The sequence below is a fragment of the Candidatus Velamenicoccus archaeovorus genome, assembly GCF_004102945.1.
GTDB lineage: Bacteria > Omnitrophota > Gorgyraeia > Velamenicoccales > Velamenicoccaceae > Velamenicoccus > Velamenicoccus archaeovorus.
Genome location: NZ_CP019384.1, coordinates 307,463 through 324,299, shown reverse-complemented (window position 1 = coordinate 324,299; position 16,837 = coordinate 307,463). Strand labels below are relative to the sequence as shown.

Genomic DNA, 16,837 nt, shown 5'->3' with positions numbered 1-16,837 from the left:
ACACAAGTTAGGCGCTTCGCCGCGTAAGCTGTGCCTTCATTCGACCTCGATCTTGCTTCGAAGCAAGAGCCACTGTTTGACCTTCTCCAGATCCTCCCGGGTGTCGACGCCGATCGTCTCGAATTTCGTCTCTACGATTCGGATGGAATATCCATTCTCCAAAATCCGGAGCTGTTCAAGCTTCTCAAGCTTTTCCAATTTCGATACGGGAAGATTTTTATAGGTATAAAGAAAATCCTTGGTATAACCGTAAATGCCGATATGTTTGTAATGAACGCGCATGCCGGGCTCTTCTTCGCGCACGAACGGGATGGGACAACGAGAAAAATACAGCGCCTGATGTTTTTTGTTCATCACGACCTTGACGACGTTCGGGTCGGCGATCTCTTCTTCACGTTCGATGCGCTTGCAGACCGTGGCACAATTCTGTTCGGGGACGTTCAAAAGGGCATAGGCCACGTCGTCGATCATGGAAGGATGAACCAATGGTTCATCTCCCTGGATATTGACAACGACCTTAACGTCCAGGTCGGCGACCACCTCTGCGATGCGCTCGGTGCCGCTGGTGTGGGCCTTGGCCGTCATGACGGCCTTGCCGCCGAAAGCCTCGACAGCCCCCTTGATCCTTTCGTCATCGCACGCCACGACCACCTCGTCAAGTGACCTGGCCCGCCTGGCATTCTCCCATACATGCTGGATCATGGGTCTGCCCAGAATATCCGCCAGGATCTTGCCTTCAAAACGGACGGATGCGTAACGCGCAGGGATCACGCCGATGGCATTCATCCTGTCAAGCCCTCCATGCATATATCGTCGGACAAATCCTCGTTTTTGCAAAAACGCCTGTCACAAAACCCGGCAAAATTCATAACAACTTTCCTCTCAACCGCCTCCACGCCTCGAGAATCTCTTCCTTGGCGACAACGGCTACGCCGACTTTACCGACGACCACGCCGGCGGCGACGTTGGCGATCTTGGCCGCTTCAACCATAGAGACGCCGCGCGACAACGCCAGCGTAAAGACAGAGATGACCGTATCGCCCGCACCGGAGACGTCGAAAACCTCCTGGGCCACGGTCGGGATATGCACGGGGGCGCGGTTGTGCCCGGCGCCGGAAAAAAGCTTCATGCCTTTTTCTCCAAGGGTCACCAAGACCCCCTCGCACCGAAGGGTCCTAAACAGCTTCCTGCCGATGCGATCGATGTCTTCGTCCGTCTTGATGGAGATGCCGGCGCCCGCAGAAGCCTCTTTTTCATTCGGCGTCAACGCCGTCACGCCCTTGTAATAGCGGAAATGTTCTATCTTGGGATCGACGGTAATGATCTTGCCGTGCCTTCTGGCCGAAGAGATGATGCGCTTCAACAGATACGGCCCGATCAGACCCTTACCGTAATCTTCAATGATCAATCCATCGACCTGCGGGATCTTCTCTTCCACCATGGCCACGATGTGCCGCAGCCGATCCAAGGCAAGATGTTCCGTATTCTCCCAGTCCAGGCGCACCATCTGTTGATGGGCGGCGATGATGCGCGTCTTGACCGTCGTGCGCCTTGCGGCGTCGGCGATCACCCCATCGCAAACCACCCCTTTTTGACGCAACAGGTCCAAAAGGGTATCCCCATTCCTGTCCTCTCCCACCACTCCACACAGAAATACCTTGGCGCCCAGCGCCGCCAGGTTATTGGCGACATTGGAGGCGCCGCCGGGCATGAAAGACTGGCGCTGCGCCCAGACAACGGGCACAGGGGCCTCGGGCGAAATGCGCTCCGCCTTGCCCCAGATGTATTCATCCAGGATCAAATCGCCGATAACCATGATCCGCGACGAAGAAAATCCGCCGAGAATCTTTTTAAGCTTTTCGTGAGTCAGCAACGCCATAGAACCATGTCCCTTTCAGATGGTGCCGGCCTCCGTGATCGCCTGGAACAAAAGCGGCATCATGATCTCGTGATGTCCCAGGATATAATAACCGCGGCCGCAGCCGTCCAATGGTCTTGTCACGATGTTCTGATGCGGCCGGTAATGAAAATTCATGTCGAAATTGACTGTCGTGAAATCGCGGACCCTGCCCGTGAGGTTGCGCGCAACGCTCAGGGCCTTCAAAAAAACCTCGGGCAGGATGACGGCAGACCCGAAATTCACAACAACACCGCCTCCGTCGAGCCGCGCCACCTCTTCCGTCAGGCTGCGAAAATCACGCAAAGTGGCCTCTCCGGTCCGGGCGCCGTCGCAAGAAGGATGCTGATGGATGATATCCGTCCCCAGGGCCACGTGAACGCTCAGGAGCCGCCCGAGACGAAAACATGCCGCGGCGATGCTCAACTTCCTGTAACGAAGCTTCTCTGCCTCGATCCATCTTCCGACAGACGCACCCAATCCTAAGCCCTTGTCAGCCCCATCGGCGATGGCACCGTTGAGGAACTCTGCCGTCTGGCGCGCCATGCCGAAGCTGCCGTCTTTAATGGTGCAGGCGACGTCTTCGGATGTGCGGCCGCAATATGCCAATTCGAAATCATGGATGATGCCGGCGCCGTTCGTTGAAACCGACGTGAAAATACCTTTTTTCAGGAACTCGACAACCAGAGGGCTCAGGCCGCACTTGACGACATGCGCCCCCATCATCAAAAGAACAGGCTTTTTCTTCTTGCGCGCGCAGACGATAGCGGCAACAATTTCCCTTAACTCTTTTGCTTTCAAAAGGTTAGGAAGCGAATTTAAAAAAGAGCGGAATCCGGCCTTTGCAGGCAACGGCCTGGCCAAAAAGGATTTATCAACCTTACTCTTTCTTGCGTTTATGGAATAGGTTTTAAGCTTGGATATGTCCATAAAACACAGCATCAACCCATTTATTAGAAGAGTTAATTATACCAATGGGTGCCGGAGCGGTCAACATATGTTTGTCCGGCAAAGGACAACCCCATCCTCTTCCTCATGATAGGCTTACAGACCACCGAATCAGGCGCCTGCCGTACGATTTTTCCAAAAAAACTATTGCGAATAATCGTAGTCCTTCTTTTGAAGAACCCCATTTTTGAAATACAGGATCGTCGGCGGCGAATTCAACTTGTAGATCCAGGCCTCATCATACATCTTGCCCATATAACTGATGTCGTAGCGCCGTATATCGGGATACCCTATCTTCTTTTGGACTTCAGCCTGCATCATGCCCACTTTGGCCTGTTCCATGAGTCCGTAGCAATTAACTCTTTTGGTCTCATCGGACGAACGCCCGAATTCGCAGATATTGGCGCAGCCCGCCGACATAAACATGACTCCAAGCATCATCAGGATCGACCGCATAAGGATTCACCCCCCCCTTTTTTTGTGGATAAGTTCCTGGAGCCCCACGGGCTCGCCCTGGCTTTGCCTAGGGCAGGCCCGTGGGTCCTTTTTGATTCGCCCGCGGGGCGACGTCCCGCTCCGCCATGGTTTTGTCTGCAAGACAAAACCAATCCACGGGCCCAGCCTCGCCTGCCCAAGCGGGCAGGGAATTCTGGCAAACGGGATTAAAATATGTCTAACGACCCTTCGCCGCCCCCGCTTCCTGCGAAACCTTTTCCGCAGGCATGGCCTTGACCACGGTAGCGCTGATATCACGGATCACATTCTTGTATTTCTCAACTTCCGCCTTCAAGATCATCTCCTGGCCCTGCATGCGGGCGATCAAAGACTGGTAACCCGCAGAGGCAAGCCAGTCGCCAACCCCAACTCCCGCGATGAAAACAACAATAATTGTGATAGCCAGCACCAACCCTTTTATCTTCATGCTCCCCTCCTTCTTTTTCGGCACCTGAAACCCGACGGCGACAACCGCACGTCTCGGCCTTCGGCCAAGGCCGGGATAAAACCAGCCCTATCCGGCCGGAAAAACTTTTTTCAAATCCCTATTTTGCTGCCGCCGGCTTAACCTGCTCAAGCTGCATACGGATATTATCCAACACGATCTTATAGCTCTCCAGGGTCTTCTGATATTCAACGTTGAGCTTTTTGAGCCTGGCAAGCTCGGCCTGATAAGACATATTGGCAAAACTGAATGCGAACGCCGTCACAACTGCCAGAACCGTCACCGCCAATGCCACCACTGCGCTGACCTTCATCTGTTTCATACGACCTCCTTGATTTTGCCCATTACAGGCCTTTTCCTCTCAAAATCAACTCCGCAGCTTGCGCAGGAAATTTTTCCGGATCGCCCTGGAAAAATTTACAAGCGCATAAGCAAGGAGTAACGTTTATTCTTCCATTTTGCCCATTACAGGCCTTTTCCTCTCAAAATCAACTCCGCAGCTTCGGCAAAACTCTGTTTTGCCAAGCAGGAAATTTTTCCGGATCGCTGCCAGACCTGACCCTAGCAGGAAATTTCCAAGTGATTAGACGTGAGGGACAAGTTAATTTGCCTTTCCTGCCTTCCCTTCCCTCAAAATCCTTCGCGCATGTCCCATCACTTCTTCGATACCAACCGAATCAAGACAAGCAAAGCCTTTGCGGCAATCGTGGGCCAAACATGGGAAGCATGGCTGGGGATTATGCACCACGACGTCGCGAGGACCGATAGGCCCCCAGCGGCGCGGACTCAGCCCCGCCTGGTTGCGGCCGAAGATGGAAATGACAGGCGTCCCGACGGCAACGGCAATATGCACAGGCCCGGAATCATTGGAAATCAAAAGATCGCAACGTTTGAAAAGACTGGCCAGCCGGGAAAGAGAAAACTGCCCAGATCCGTCCAAGGGATGGGTCCGGACCAGATTGAATATTTGTTCGGAAACAGACCGGTGGGCGGCATCGGCGACCACCATAACCTTGATGCCGAGTTCTTTCTGGATCCTGTCGATCAGGCCGGCAAACTTCTGCACCGGCCAGAGCTTGGAAGGACAGCTGGCCGCCGGATTGACGGCGACCAGACGATCCTTTTGGCCGACGCCCAGACGCATCAAGAAATCGGCAACAAATTCATCCGATTCCTGTTTCAAGGGCATGTAAAGCTCCTGCGAAACATCGCCGATCTCCAGCACCTTGAGGAGATCGAAATTATACTCGACCTCGTGCTTGGTCCCTTCCTGCTTTTTGTGCGGCAAGGCCTGTGTCAGGAAATAGGCCCCTTTGCGGTCATAACCAATGCGCTCGCCGATGCCGGCCAAAAACATCAACAAATGAACGCGCAGCGTCGGATGCAATACGATGGCGGCATCGAAAGACAGACGCGCCAGATAACGGCTGAACGCCAGCGTCGACCAGAAACCCCGCTGGGCCCGGTCCTTGTCAAACACGATCACCTGGTCCAGATAGGGATTGCCCTCCACGATCTCGCGGGTGTAGGGGGCGACCATCATCGCGATGAAGCTCGAAGGAAAATGCTCGCGCAGAACCTTGACCACGGGCGTCGAAAGGACCACATCGCCGATCCTGTCCGTGCGCACAACGAGGATCCGCTTGTAGCGCTCCCGGCAAAACCTCTCCTCCTTACCTTCCATCATCAACCGTACGGCCAGGAGCACATCAAAAGGCGTTATGGTCTGGATGCAGGCGTGGCCCCCTGTGGCGCAGGCGGCCCGAGAACAAGGTCCGCAAAGAACGTTCTTGCGTACGGCAATGCTGCGGGACGACCACGGCCCATAAAGACGTTCGTCCGTCGGGCCATAGATGCCGATGACGGGGCGGTCGAGGTAGCTTGCGATCTGGAGGGCGCCTGAGTCGCTTCCGACGACCATCTCGGCACGCATGATCAGCGCGCAAAGCATTCCCAGGTTCGTGCGGCCGCAGAGATTGACGACGGGCAACGAGGCCCGCGCGCAGATCTCGCCGACAAAGACCTCATCGCCCTTGTCGCCGGCCACGACGACCGTCTTGCCATACTTTTTTTGGAACTCCCCGACCACCTCTGCATACCCGCCGGCGGACCACTGTTTAAGGCTGCTGCGCGCCCCGGGCACAATCAGGACAAATTCATCGCCGACGCCCATCCCTTCCTGTTTCAACAGCTCCAAGAGGGCGTCGCTATCCTTGTGGGCGATAAAAGACGGGTTGCGGGGACCGTCCAGCTCCTTGAATTCATCGGCGCTGACAGCCGGCCCCCGCAGAGCGCTGACGGCCTTAAAGAGATGCTTCTGATAAAAATGCACGACCCAGGAAGGATAACGGTTGTGCAGGGAGTTTTTGTAGCGGGACCTCAGGGCCCAACGGTAGAAAGTATTTTTGAGGTCGACAACGACATCGAATCCCTCTTTTTTCAGCCTCCGGTAGAGCGCGATCTTCTCTTTAAGCGGGGCATGCTTATCAAAAACGATCAGCTCCGCCGCATCGGGATGGTGTTCAAAAAGACCCTTAGTGCGCGGCGCGGCGACAACGGTGATGCGCGCCGCCGGACACTCTCGTCTGAGGAAATCAAAAGCCGGCAACCCCATCACGGCGTCGCCGAGGTTGCTCATGGTCATGTAAAGGATCTTCTTTACTGCCTGGCCTTCAGCCATCCGCGCTTCTCCAATTCGCCGACAACTTGTTCGACGGTGATCGAACTCATGCACACATTATCCTTGCATTCCAGGTTATAACATGGGACCTGGCAGGCAGGGGCCTGGCGTCCGCACAGGATCGGCAGTTCGTCGCGGCTCAAGGGACCCGTTAATTCCGGCGAGGTCGGGCCGTAAAGAGACAAGACGCGCGCCCCGACGGCGGCGGCCACATGCAGAGGGCCGGAATCCGCAGAGATCACGATGCTGCTCTTCTGGAAAAGGACGCCCAGCTGCTTGAGCGTCGTCAATCCGCAGGCGATAAACGGTTTGGAGCGCGTCAGGGAAGCGATCCCTTCCGCCAGACCGTATTCGCTGTAAGCCCCCGAGATGACCACATCCATCTGGTAGTTTTCCTTCAGGACATCGATCAACTGCGCAAAACGCTCCTTCGGCCAACGTTTAAGATCCCAATTGCCGCCCACGTGGAGCGTAACAAGGTTCTTCTCCTGCCCCAGACGGTGCTTCCTCAAGAAATCCTCAATAAAATCCCTGTCATCGGGAGAAACGAAATAATCGCAATAACGCTCGCCGGATGGGATCCTGGAGCCCGTGACGAGATAATAATAAACATCGGCGCGGTGCATCTTGTCTTTCGGAAAAATGACCCTCTCCGTCAAGAGGAAAGCCGTCTTTTTCGTGGCGAAGCCGATGCGCCGGCGCACGCCCGCCAAAAAGAGACACAGCGTCCGTGTCAGGGACGGACGGAAGATATAAGCGATGTTAAAATGCCTGACCTTGAGATCCCGGGCAAGCCGCAATTTGCCGCCGAACCCCTTGTAACGTCCTTCCTCATCCAAGGCGATCACCTCGTCAAGATAATTGTTGCCCAAAAGGAGGACCTTGCAGCGCGGCACCACCAGGGCGGCAATGTAGGCGCCGGGATGCTTCTTGCGGATCGCCCGGATGGCCGGCGTCGAAAAAAGGACATCCCCCAGCCAATTGACCTCGACGATCACGATGCGTTCCTGGGCGGAAAATGGCGATTGTTTCTTTCGGAATATGTTCATCGCGAAAGTCCTTTCAGACGCGGATAATAGCCGCTGGCCTCCAGGAAAAATATAAACATATGGCGCGAAGACTTCGAAGTCCTGATGCGCCTGAGAGCGAAAAGATCCGTATCGCTGCCGCCGTCCTTCTTGCTGGTTGTGACAGCCGCCTCGTAACCCGCCCGGCGCGCCATTTCCTCGGTTGAGCGCCTATAGCCTCCGAGGGGATACGACAAAGAAGCGACGGGCGCTCCGACGACCGCCTCCAAGAATGTCTTGGAACCGCGAAGCTCCTCCCAGAGAAGAGATGCGTCGCGGACATCAGGCAGATAATAATGGCTTGTCGTGTGGGAACCGATATCAATAAGTCCGGAGGCGACCATTTCCTGCATCATCTGCGGCGTCACGATACGGCCCGGGACCCCCTTGGCCACATCATAATCTTTTCCCAGACGGCCGGCAATCACGAATATCGTCGCAGGAAAACCGTATTTTTTCAGGATCGGAAAAGCCTTGGTGTAATTATTATCGTAGCCGTCGTCAAAGGTGATCACGACCGTCCCTGCCCTCACCTTTTCTCCCCGTCTCAAGAGAACGGCCAGATCAGTAAGACGGATCACACGAAACCCGCGGGCGTGCAAAAACGCCATCTGGCGCGCGAAATCTTGCTCTGAAACATCCAGACAGGTCGTCTGACCGTTGGGAGCGCCGACACTATGATACATCAGGATCGCGGCGCTGGGGCCGCCATAAAAGATGTTCGCACAGAAAACGACGAACCCCGTCAGGACAAAAACAAGCAGATAAACAGCGGCCCGCGCCAGAATCTTTTTCATAATACGGATTGATAGACGGCCTGGGTCTTTTGCGTCATGGAATCCAGCGTAAATGCTTCGGCGACCCTCTTTTGGGCCCTGGAGGCGATCGCCTCTACCAGAGAACGGTCCTCCAGTAATTTTTCAACAGCGGCCGCAATAGCCGGAGGATCGCCCGGCGAAACCAAGAGCCCCGTAACGCCGTCTTCGATGACCGTCGGGATCCCCCCGACGCGCGACGCCACAACAGGCACACCCTGGGCATGGGCCTCCAAGATCGAGATCCCCAGCCCTTCCTGCAGGGAAGGCATGACAAAAACATCCATGGCGGCCAGCGCCAGAGATGTATTACCCGCCGACGGACACAAACGCACGATATCTCCGATCTTCTTTTCGGCAATGAGTTTCCGCAGATGCACTTCTTCCTTTCCGTCGCCGACAATCACCCACCGAAACTCCGGATGCCGGCCCCGAAGAATACCGGCCGCCAACAGCATGTATTTCTGTCCCTTGACGGAAGAAAGCCGGCCGATATGGCCGATCACCTTCTTATCCGTCTCGACCCCCCACGCCTGTTTTTGCGCGGCGATCTCGGCGGCGCCATGCGGGACGAACCGCTGCGGATCGATGCCATTATAGACCAGATCGATCCTGTCGGCCGGTACGTCGAAATCATAGGCCAGGTGGTCCCAAACCTGGTCGCTGATAGCGATCACCCGGCGGCCCCAGCACGGCATGAGCACGCGGCCCAAGCGCCTTTTGAAATACCCGTGGCATGTCGTCACCATGGGCCTGCGGGTCAGCAGGGACACCAAGGCCCCCAAGACTTGCGTGACACGGGTATTGGCATGGATCACGTCGATCTTCTCGCGCCGAACCAGCCCCCTGAGCCTGAGCGCCGACACAAAAACCTTGGGGCTCACTTCGCACTTGGTCGTCAACGGCAGGCGGATATGCTTGATGCCGTCGCGCTCAAGCTCTGTTTCCAGGTCCCCCCCGCGCGAGCCGATAAAAACCTTCGCCCCGTATTTGCGGACAAGCAGGGCAGCCAGCTGATGCGCATAGACGCTGACGCCGCCGAAATTGAGATGATTGGTCAAAATCAAGACATTCATACCGGATCCCCTGCAAATTGTCCGATGGCCGCAAGGACGTCTTCCACAAGGATCCCCTTCATGCACGGATGCGTTTTTTTAGCACACATATCCCGATAGCACGGCCGGCACCCCTTTTGGAGCGCGACGCAACGCGCACCCGACGGCAGGTGCCTCCGGGGATCCGTCGGCCCGAAGAGCGCCACAAAAGGAACATGCATGGCCGCGGCGACGTGCATGGGAGCGGAATCGCCCGTCACATAAACCTGACATCGTCCGATGAGGGCCGCCAACTGCATGATCGTTGTCTGTGCGACGGCGCAGGCGGGGCGGCTTTTGGCCGTTTCCAGGATTTTCTTGGCGAAGGCCGCATCGCTTGCGGCGCCCGTCAAGACCACGCGGTTGCCTTTCTCTTCCAGGGCGTCACAAAGCCTGGCAAACCGCGAAGCGATCCAGCGCTTTGATTGCCAGCGGGGACTTGCGCCGATATTGATACCTATGACGGACCTGCCTTCTGCCGCGTGTTCCTTTAAGAAATACTCCGCAAAGGCCTCATCCTGCGGCGACGGCCACAAGTCCAGCGTCTCGCCGTCGTAGGCGACATCCATCATGTCCAGCACGCGAAACTGGTGTTCCACGGGCGCCATCAGGTCCCTGGCGCCTTTGACGCGATGGTTCAAAAGAAAACTGAATTTTCCGTTATCGTAACCGTAACGATGGGGACTCATCGTGGCATAACTCAGCATATGGCTTTTCCTGTTGTTCTGGAGATCGACGACATAATCGAATCTCCTGGCAAGAAGCTTGCGGACCAGGCGTCCGAATCCTCTCCATCCTTTGTCTTTGCCTTTAAAATCAGAGACGAGAAGCTCGTCGATAAAAGGACACCGCTCGAGGACCTCCGCCGCCGGCGCCCCTGTCAGACAAACCAAATGCGAGAGGGGATATTTTTTCTTGAGCGCCTTTAGCGATGGGACCGCCAGGATCGCGTCACCTACGGCGCTGAATTTTATGACAAGGATGCGCTTGATGCTCACGGCCTCCTCATAGACGGCGAGGGTATCTGAGGCCATTTTCTCCAGGGAATACCTCTCCTCAACCTTCCTGCGGCCAGCGTCTGCCAGGCGCCCGGCTAAGGCCGGATCGCCGATCAACCTGAGGACGGCCTGCGCCATCGCCTCGTCGTCTTTGGGAAAAACCAAAAGACCGTCCCGGCCGTCTTCGATGATCTCGACGACACCGCCGACACGGGAGGCGATCACCGGCACGCCGACGGCCTGCGCCTCAACGACGACGCGGCCGAAAGACTCTTCGGCAATGGAAGGCATGATCAGGGCGTCCAGCCCTTTGAGGACTTCCGGGACGTCGCGCCTGTTGCCTAAAAAACTCACCGCCCCTGACAATCCCAGACGACGTGTCCAGACTTCAAGCTCTTCCATATAATTGCCTTTGCCCGGAGAGACGCTGCCGACGATGCATCCCTTGACATAAGGCGCCGAACGCAGGATGCGTGCCATCGCCTTCAGAAAGTAGATCTGCCCCTTGATCGGCGTGATACGTCCGATAACGCCGACGACGAATTCCTTCTCCCGGCGGACCCGCGGGCCGCGGAATGCGAACCTCTCCAAATCCACGCTGCGCGGGATAAGACGGATGTTGGCCAAGGGAACGCCGAAATCTTCCATCATATGCTTGCCTATCACAGAGCTCGGCACGATCGTATACTTCCCCCACCCCATCATATAGCTGAAAATATGCCGGCTGTAATGCCCATGCGCCGTCGTGACGAACGCGGCGCCCGTCTTGCGGCAAGCCATGAAACCAACCCACGCCGGCACGCGCGAACGGGCGTGGACGACATCGATCTTTTCTCCCTCGATGATCCGGCTGAGTTCAGCGGCAGCCTTGAACATCACCCAGAAGGCTTTGTTCTCCACGGGAAGCTCATAATGAGAGATGCCTGCCTCCCGGAGCTCTTCGACCAGGCTGCCTCCTGCGGAAACGACGACACAACGATGGCCGTGCCTGACCAGATATTTGGCCAGGTCGATCGTCCCTGTCTCGACTCCTCCGACGTTCAGCTGCGGCAAGATCTGCAGAATATTCATCAATCACCAATAATCAAGAAACAAGCATCAAACAAATCACAACATCCAACTCCCAATATCCAAACATAATAACAATAAAAAGGTATGCCGGGTTATTGCATCTTGTCATTTGATTATTAAATAAGTTTTTTCAGGGCTTCAATAACGCCAGTCCGCGTATCTAGCTTGGCGGCAACGGGTTTTGTCCCGATAATCCAAGATAGCTTATCATAAATCCCGGGAGTTTTAACCAAATAAATACGGCCGTCCGCCTGCATTTTTTCAAGGAACCTGCGAACCTTATTGCGCTCTGTGAGACGTTGCGGCTCAAAAACGACGACAGGTTTGGCGCTGGCGACGGCCTCTGAAACCATGGAAATGCTCTCACCGGAAACAACAAGAATATCGCTGGCGCAGAGAATGCCGCCTACGGTCCCCGGCGGATTATCCTGGGCCGCATCGACGAATAGTTTGCAGTTATCCTGGGAAGCGAAGGCCTCGCGCAATATCCGCACAACAGGCCCGGCCGTCCTGCGCGAAGTCGTGACAAAAAGATAAGCCCCTGTCTCCTCCAGGATGCGCCGCAGTTGCGCGACAAGAATATCGGCCACGGGTTCTCTGATGACGTAATGCCTGGAGTCGCCGCCAACAAGGAGGCCGATCTTCGGACTTCCGGCACGCCCTGCCGCTGCCATCTGCGACCGCCGACTCAAAAGCATCTCATAATCCTTCTTCATGGATTCCGCCGAGACACTGTTGAGGGAACCTACGATAACCGCCACATTCTTCTTTTTCGGCGGCCGGTCATGCTCGGGCATCACCACAAGATCCAGCTGCCCATAACGCAGCAGGCCCGGTTTCATGATCGCGACCGACGCCGCATCGTTTTCATGCGCCACGGCGATATTGACGGCGGCCAGAGAAGAACCGGCGGACACCACAAGGTCAAAAACTTCCCGGCTGATGTCGTCGTATGTCCGCCCTTCCAGAAAAAAACGCAGACAGGTCCGTGCCGCGCCAGCCCCCAAAATACGGGCGATGACGGCAAGTGCCGTAGACGCGGTCCGCGTCTTGAATCGCACCTCAGTCGTGCGGATCTCGGTCTCAAAACCCAGATCGCGGACCATGCCGGCCAGGGCCTGGGATTGCTTGACGTGGCCGGCTTTGCCGTCGCTCAAAATAAGGACGCGGCGCTGGGAGGAATACTTCCATCTCCGGTAGAACCAAAGATACTCTTCGGGATAGAGACGGATCCATTTCTCGAAGACGGCATTGATAGCGGCCAGGTCGGCGGCGAGGCTCTTCTCGTCGCTGGCGCCGCTGGAAGGATGGAAAGCCTCCAGGAACATCTCGTGCTCGGCGCCGCGGCGGCGATGCATGAAAGCCAGAATGACAGGCGCCCCCAGCTTCTTGGCGAGCTTGACCGTCCCCGTCGGCGTCTTGGCTGTCTTTCCGAAAAACGGGACCAGCACGCCTTCACGCCCGCCGTGGTCCGCCACTGAACCAAGGACCTTGTTTTGTGAAAGGTGCTCGACCATTTTTTTCAGTTCATTGACGCGGATGACGCCGCACCCCTTGGAGGTGCGCAAATCGTTCAGGAACGCATCGATCTTCTTTGTCTTCCCTTGAGGCCGCGCCAGCATGGCATAGCGGCCGCTGCCGATCAAAAAGGCGCAGGCGATATTCGACAATTCCCAGCTGCCTGCATGGCATCCCAGAAACACGACCCCCTTACCTTTGGCCTCGGCTTCCTGAAAAATACCCCAGCCGGAAATCGCGACATGCCGCCGCATAAAGGCCGCGTCCATATAAGGCAGATATAGCGTCTCGACGATATTCTGCGCGAAATTCCGGTACATGGCGACAAGGATCCGCTTGCGTTCCAAAAAGGTCTTGTCCGGGAACGCCATCTTGATATGGATGGCGGCGCGCCGGCGCCTACGGCCGTCCAGCACGCGATAAATATCTGCCGCAAGCCTGGCTGCCGCCAGCCACGCCTCGAGCGGCAAGAGCCGCATGACCCCCACCCACGACCTAAAAAGGATATAGAGAACGAAGTCGAGCATTGAATTCTGCCTCATTCTTTACGATACGTATGCCTATTTTCAATACGAGGATATCCATGCCCAGGTCCGCGGCGCGCGCAAGCTGCTCCAGACGCTGGGCATCTTTCTGGGTGGTCACCATCAAGGACGCTCCTGCCTCCCTGGCCCGGCGGCAGCACAACGACAGTTCGCCCGCGCTGTAGACATGATGGTCCCTGAAGAACGCCCTGGAAACAACCTTACCGCCGAGGCCGGCGACTGTCTTTTCAAAAGAGCCGGGCTGGGCAATGCCGCAGACGAGGCCGACGGACGCATCCCGAAGAACATTCGTTTCGAACCCGGTCTTGATCTTCAGATCGTAAAGGCCGATCGGCTCGTGCACCGTCTCAACGACCAAGGCCGCCGGGTTCAGCCGCAGGAGCGTCCGCTTCAGGGTCTCGACGGCTCTATACCCGGCCTGGTCGCAACGCGTCAAACAAAAAATGGAAGCGCGCCTCAAAGCGCCTTTGGGTTCACGCAGGTGGCCGGCAGGCAACAATAAGCCGTTGCCGAAAGGACGGCCGGCGTCCAGGGCGACGATATCGCAATCCCGCCTGACGCGCCAGTGCTGAAACCCGTCGTCCAGAATGATCGTGCCGCGAAAACCATCGGCCTCAAGCCGCCGCACGAGAAGCGCGCGGTCGCGGCCGGCCAACACTTGCAGCTTGCCGCCGACGTTCTCCAGGATCATGCCCCCCTCGTCTCCCAGCGCTTCATAACCGCCGGACGCGATACCTTTCCCCTTTGACGGCCGGCCGTAGCCGCGCAGAAGCACGGCGCAGGGACAGCCGGCTTTAAGCAACTGGACCGCCGCATATTCGGTCAAAGGGGTCTTGCCGCTCCCCCCAAGGGTGATATTGCCGATGCTGACCACGGGATTCCGCGGCCGCAATGATGCCAGCACTCCTCGACGATAGAGCCATGCAGCTCCGACGACGGCAACGCCGTAAACACAGGAAAGAACCGCGAGAAGAGGAAATAACAGGATATATATCGCCGTGATGCGGCCGCGGCCGTAAAAAGACTCAAGCCCCTTCATAGGTCCATCTCCCTGGCGATCTCAGAGACCGTGCGTTCCGTCGCGCCCCTGTTCTGGCTCAGAAGCTCGCGGGCCTTTTCGCCAAGCGTCTTGCGTTCGGCGGGACTCGCCAGAAGACGACGCAATTCATATTCCAGGTCTTGCACCGTCCCCACCTCCAGCGCAGCCCCCTGACGGACAAAAATATCGCGGACCTCCCTGAAATTATCCATGTGCTTGCCGAAAAGGACCGGCTTGCCGAAAACAGCCGGTTCGATGGGGTTATGTCCGCCTTTGTTGACGAGGCTGCCGCCGACAAAAACAACATCCGCCAGCTCATAAAGCGCCGTGAGATCGCCCATCGTATCCAAAAGGGCCACTTGCCCGCTCTGCAAATTATCCAACCGCGACACGAGCACCGCTTCCAGGCCATTGACGCGTATGAGCCTGCGGATCTTATCGATCCTCTCCAAATGCCGCGGCGCAATCACCAGGCGCAGGCCGGCAAAATCCTTGCGCAAAGACTTGTAAATCCCCAGAAGCATCTCTTCTTCGTTCTCATGGGTCGACCCGGCGACCCACAGCATCTGGTTTGGAGCCAACGCACGCAGCTTCTTCAGGAACGCCGGCCTGGAAAAATCGCTGCTGATATCAAATTTGATATTGCCCATGACGTGCACCCGCCCGGGATCGGCGCCCATCGCGACAATCCTGTCGGCGGATTCACGGCTCTGCATGCAGAAAAGACCGATAAGCTTCAAGACAGGCCCCACCAACCAGGAAAGCCTCTTATAACCGGCGAAGGACCTGTCGGATATGCGGCCGTTGACGATCACGACACGGGCACCCGCGGCAGAACTCAGACGGATCAGGTTGGGCCAAAGCTCGGTCTCCATAATGACGACGAGAGACGGCCGCAGCACCTTTAAGAATTTCCTGACGACCCACGAAAGATCCAGAGGCGCAAAAACGGCAAGCTCATTGTCTTTCAAAACCTTCTTGAGGATCCCGTAACCCGTAGGGGTGACCGTCGAAACGACGATCCGTGTTTGCGGCCACCGGCTGCGGAAAAACCGCACAAGGGACTCCGTGGCCCTAGCTTCTCCGACGCTGACGGCATGGATCCAAATCGTCTTCTTATCCTCGGGGACCTGCCAATCGTCGGCGCAAAAGATGCCGATACGATCCAGGATCCGGCCATGGACCCGCCCCCGCACCGCATAAAACGGCAAATAGACAAGGGCCGCAATGGCTAAAAGAATATCGTAGAGAAAATAAATCATGGCTGTTTTTGCATCCACAATCCCCTGAACCGGCGGATAACCCACGCCCCCGCCCCGCGAGAGAACCTCGTTCTCTGACGGGACAAGCCCTTTTAAGCGCGCGGGTGCGCTTTTTCGTAGACGCTCTTGAGTTTCTCGGTCGTTAAGTGCGTGTATATCTGTGTCGTCGAAAGGTTCGCGTGCCCCAGGAGCTCCTGGACCGAACGCAGATCCGCCCCGCGGTTCAACAGGTGGGTTGCGAACGAATGACGCAGGGTGTGCGGCGATATATGCTCTTTGAGGCTCGCCTGGCGGACATATTTGTCGAGGATCTTGCGGAACCCCCGCGCGCCGAGCGTCTTTTTGTTCTTATTCAAAAAAACGGCCCGTGATACGGCGTTGCGCTTGCGAAGATAATTGCGGATGGCCTTCAGGGCCCGGTCGCCGATAGGCAGCAATCTTTCCTTCTTTCCCTTGCCATAGACCTTGACAGTCCCGCCGATAAAATCGATATCGTCTTCCCGGAGGCCCACCAGCTCCGAAATCCTCATCCCCGTAGAATAAAGGGTTTCCAGCATCGCCCGGTCCCTGAGACCGCGCACCGTCGCTTCGTCCGGCGCCTCGATCAGGCTGACGACGTCCGTCTCGCTCAGGAACTTCGGCAGGGTCTTTTCCTGCTTGGGAGATGCCACGGCATCCGTAGGATTCACCTTCAGGTAACCGTCTTTGACGAGAAACTTAAAAAAACTGCGCAAGGACGAGAGTTTGCGCGCCGTGCTGCGCGACGTCAGATTGCGTTCCTTGAGATGGGCCAGGAAACGGCGGATCGTCAGATAATCCACGCTCTCGACAGGCGCGTCCTTCAAGAAGATGCCGAACTCATGGAGATCGGTCGTGTAGTTCTTGATCGTATGGATCGAGGCATTCCTCTCGATCTCCAGATACCGCAAAAATTTGTCGATATGGCGTTCCATGGCTATTCCT

General features: G+C 56.5%; 15 protein-coding genes. All 15 read right to left on the bottom strand.

The window, feature by feature from the left end:
- Positions 1-36: 36 nt before the first annotated feature.
- Complete coding sequence (gene kdsB, locus BU251_RS01015) at positions 37-786, bottom strand: 3-deoxy-manno-octulosonate cytidylyltransferase (RefSeq protein WP_128700929.1); 750 nt, start codon at positions 784-786, stop codon at positions 37-39.
- Positions 787-865: 79 nt separating this feature from the next.
- Entirely contained in the window at positions 866-1,879 is a 1,014-nt protein-coding gene (gene rfaE1, locus BU251_RS01010) for a D-glycero-beta-D-manno-heptose-7-phosphate kinase (RefSeq protein ID WP_128699051.1), read from the bottom strand.
- Positions 1,880-1,894: 15 nt separating this feature from the next.
- Positions 1,895-2,827, bottom strand: a complete 933-nt coding sequence (locus BU251_RS01005) for a GSU2086 family protein (RefSeq protein WP_228767821.1) — start codon at positions 2,825-2,827, stop codon at positions 1,895-1,897.
- Between the two features lie 162 nt (positions 2,828-2,989).
- Positions 2,990-3,301, bottom strand: a complete 312-nt coding sequence (locus BU251_RS01000) for a hypothetical protein (protein WP_128699049.1) — start codon at positions 3,299-3,301, stop codon at positions 2,990-2,992.
- 217 nt (positions 3,302-3,518) lie between these two features.
- Positions 3,519-3,767: a hypothetical protein gene (locus BU251_RS00995; RefSeq protein ID WP_128699048.1), complete on the bottom strand. Its 249-nt coding sequence runs from the start codon at positions 3,765-3,767 to the stop codon at positions 3,519-3,521.
- Between the two features lie 118 nt (positions 3,768-3,885).
- The gene (locus BU251_RS00990; RefSeq protein WP_128699047.1) at positions 3,886-4,107 is read right to left on the bottom strand and encodes a hypothetical protein; all 222 of its coding nucleotides are present in this window, start codon (positions 4,105-4,107) and stop codon (positions 3,886-3,888) included.
- 279 nt (positions 4,108-4,386) lie between these two features.
- A complete protein-coding gene (gene waaF / locus BU251_RS00985) occupies positions 4,387-6,465 on the bottom strand; it encodes a lipopolysaccharide heptosyltransferase II (RefSeq protein WP_128699046.1) in 2,079 nt (692 codons plus the stop codon).
- Positions 6,444-7,514, bottom strand: coding sequence for a lipopolysaccharide heptosyltransferase II (waaF, locus tag BU251_RS00980; RefSeq protein ID WP_128699045.1), 1,071 nt, complete (start codon positions 7,512-7,514; stop codon positions 6,444-6,446). The genes waaF (BU251_RS00985) and waaF (BU251_RS00980) overlap by 22 nt, the downstream gene beginning before the upstream one ends.
- Complete coding sequence (locus tag BU251_RS00975; protein WP_128699044.1) at positions 7,511-8,329, bottom strand: polysaccharide deacetylase family protein; 819 nt, start codon at positions 8,327-8,329, stop codon at positions 7,511-7,513. Before BU251_RS00975 ends, waaF (BU251_RS00980) begins: the two co-directional genes overlap by 4 nt.
- Positions 8,326-9,423: a glycosyltransferase family 4 protein gene (locus tag BU251_RS00970; RefSeq protein ID WP_128699043.1), complete on the bottom strand. Its 1,098-nt coding sequence runs from the start codon at positions 9,421-9,423 to the stop codon at positions 8,326-8,328. Before BU251_RS00970 ends, BU251_RS00975 begins: the two co-directional genes overlap by 4 nt.
- Positions 9,420-11,510 carry a glycosyltransferase family 9 protein gene (locus BU251_RS00965; protein WP_128699042.1) on the bottom strand — a complete coding sequence of 697 codons (2,091 nt, stop codon included), beginning with the start codon at positions 11,508-11,510 and terminating at the stop codon, positions 9,420-9,422. Before BU251_RS00965 ends, BU251_RS00970 begins: the two co-directional genes overlap by 4 nt.
- A 116-nt stretch (positions 11,511-11,626) precedes the next feature.
- Positions 11,627-13,555: an ELM1/GtrOC1 family putative glycosyltransferase gene (locus BU251_RS00960; protein WP_164908797.1), complete on the bottom strand. Its 1,929-nt coding sequence runs from the start codon at positions 13,553-13,555 to the stop codon at positions 11,627-11,629.
- Positions 13,524-14,612: a tetraacyldisaccharide 4'-kinase gene (gene lpxK / locus BU251_RS00955; protein ID WP_128699040.1), complete on the bottom strand. Its 1,089-nt coding sequence runs from the start codon at positions 14,610-14,612 to the stop codon at positions 13,524-13,526. Before lpxK ends, BU251_RS00960 begins: the two co-directional genes overlap by 32 nt.
- Positions 14,609-15,919, bottom strand: a complete 1,311-nt coding sequence (locus BU251_RS00950; protein ID WP_164908796.1) for a 3-deoxy-D-manno-octulosonic acid transferase — start codon at positions 15,917-15,919, stop codon at positions 14,609-14,611. The genes lpxK and BU251_RS00950 overlap by 4 nt, the downstream gene beginning before the upstream one ends.
- Before the next feature lie 47 nt (positions 15,920-15,966).
- Entirely contained in the window at positions 15,967-16,827 is an 861-nt protein-coding gene (gene xerC / locus BU251_RS00945; protein ID WP_128699038.1) for a tyrosine recombinase XerC, read from the bottom strand.
- Positions 16,828-16,837: the final 10 nt, after the last annotated feature.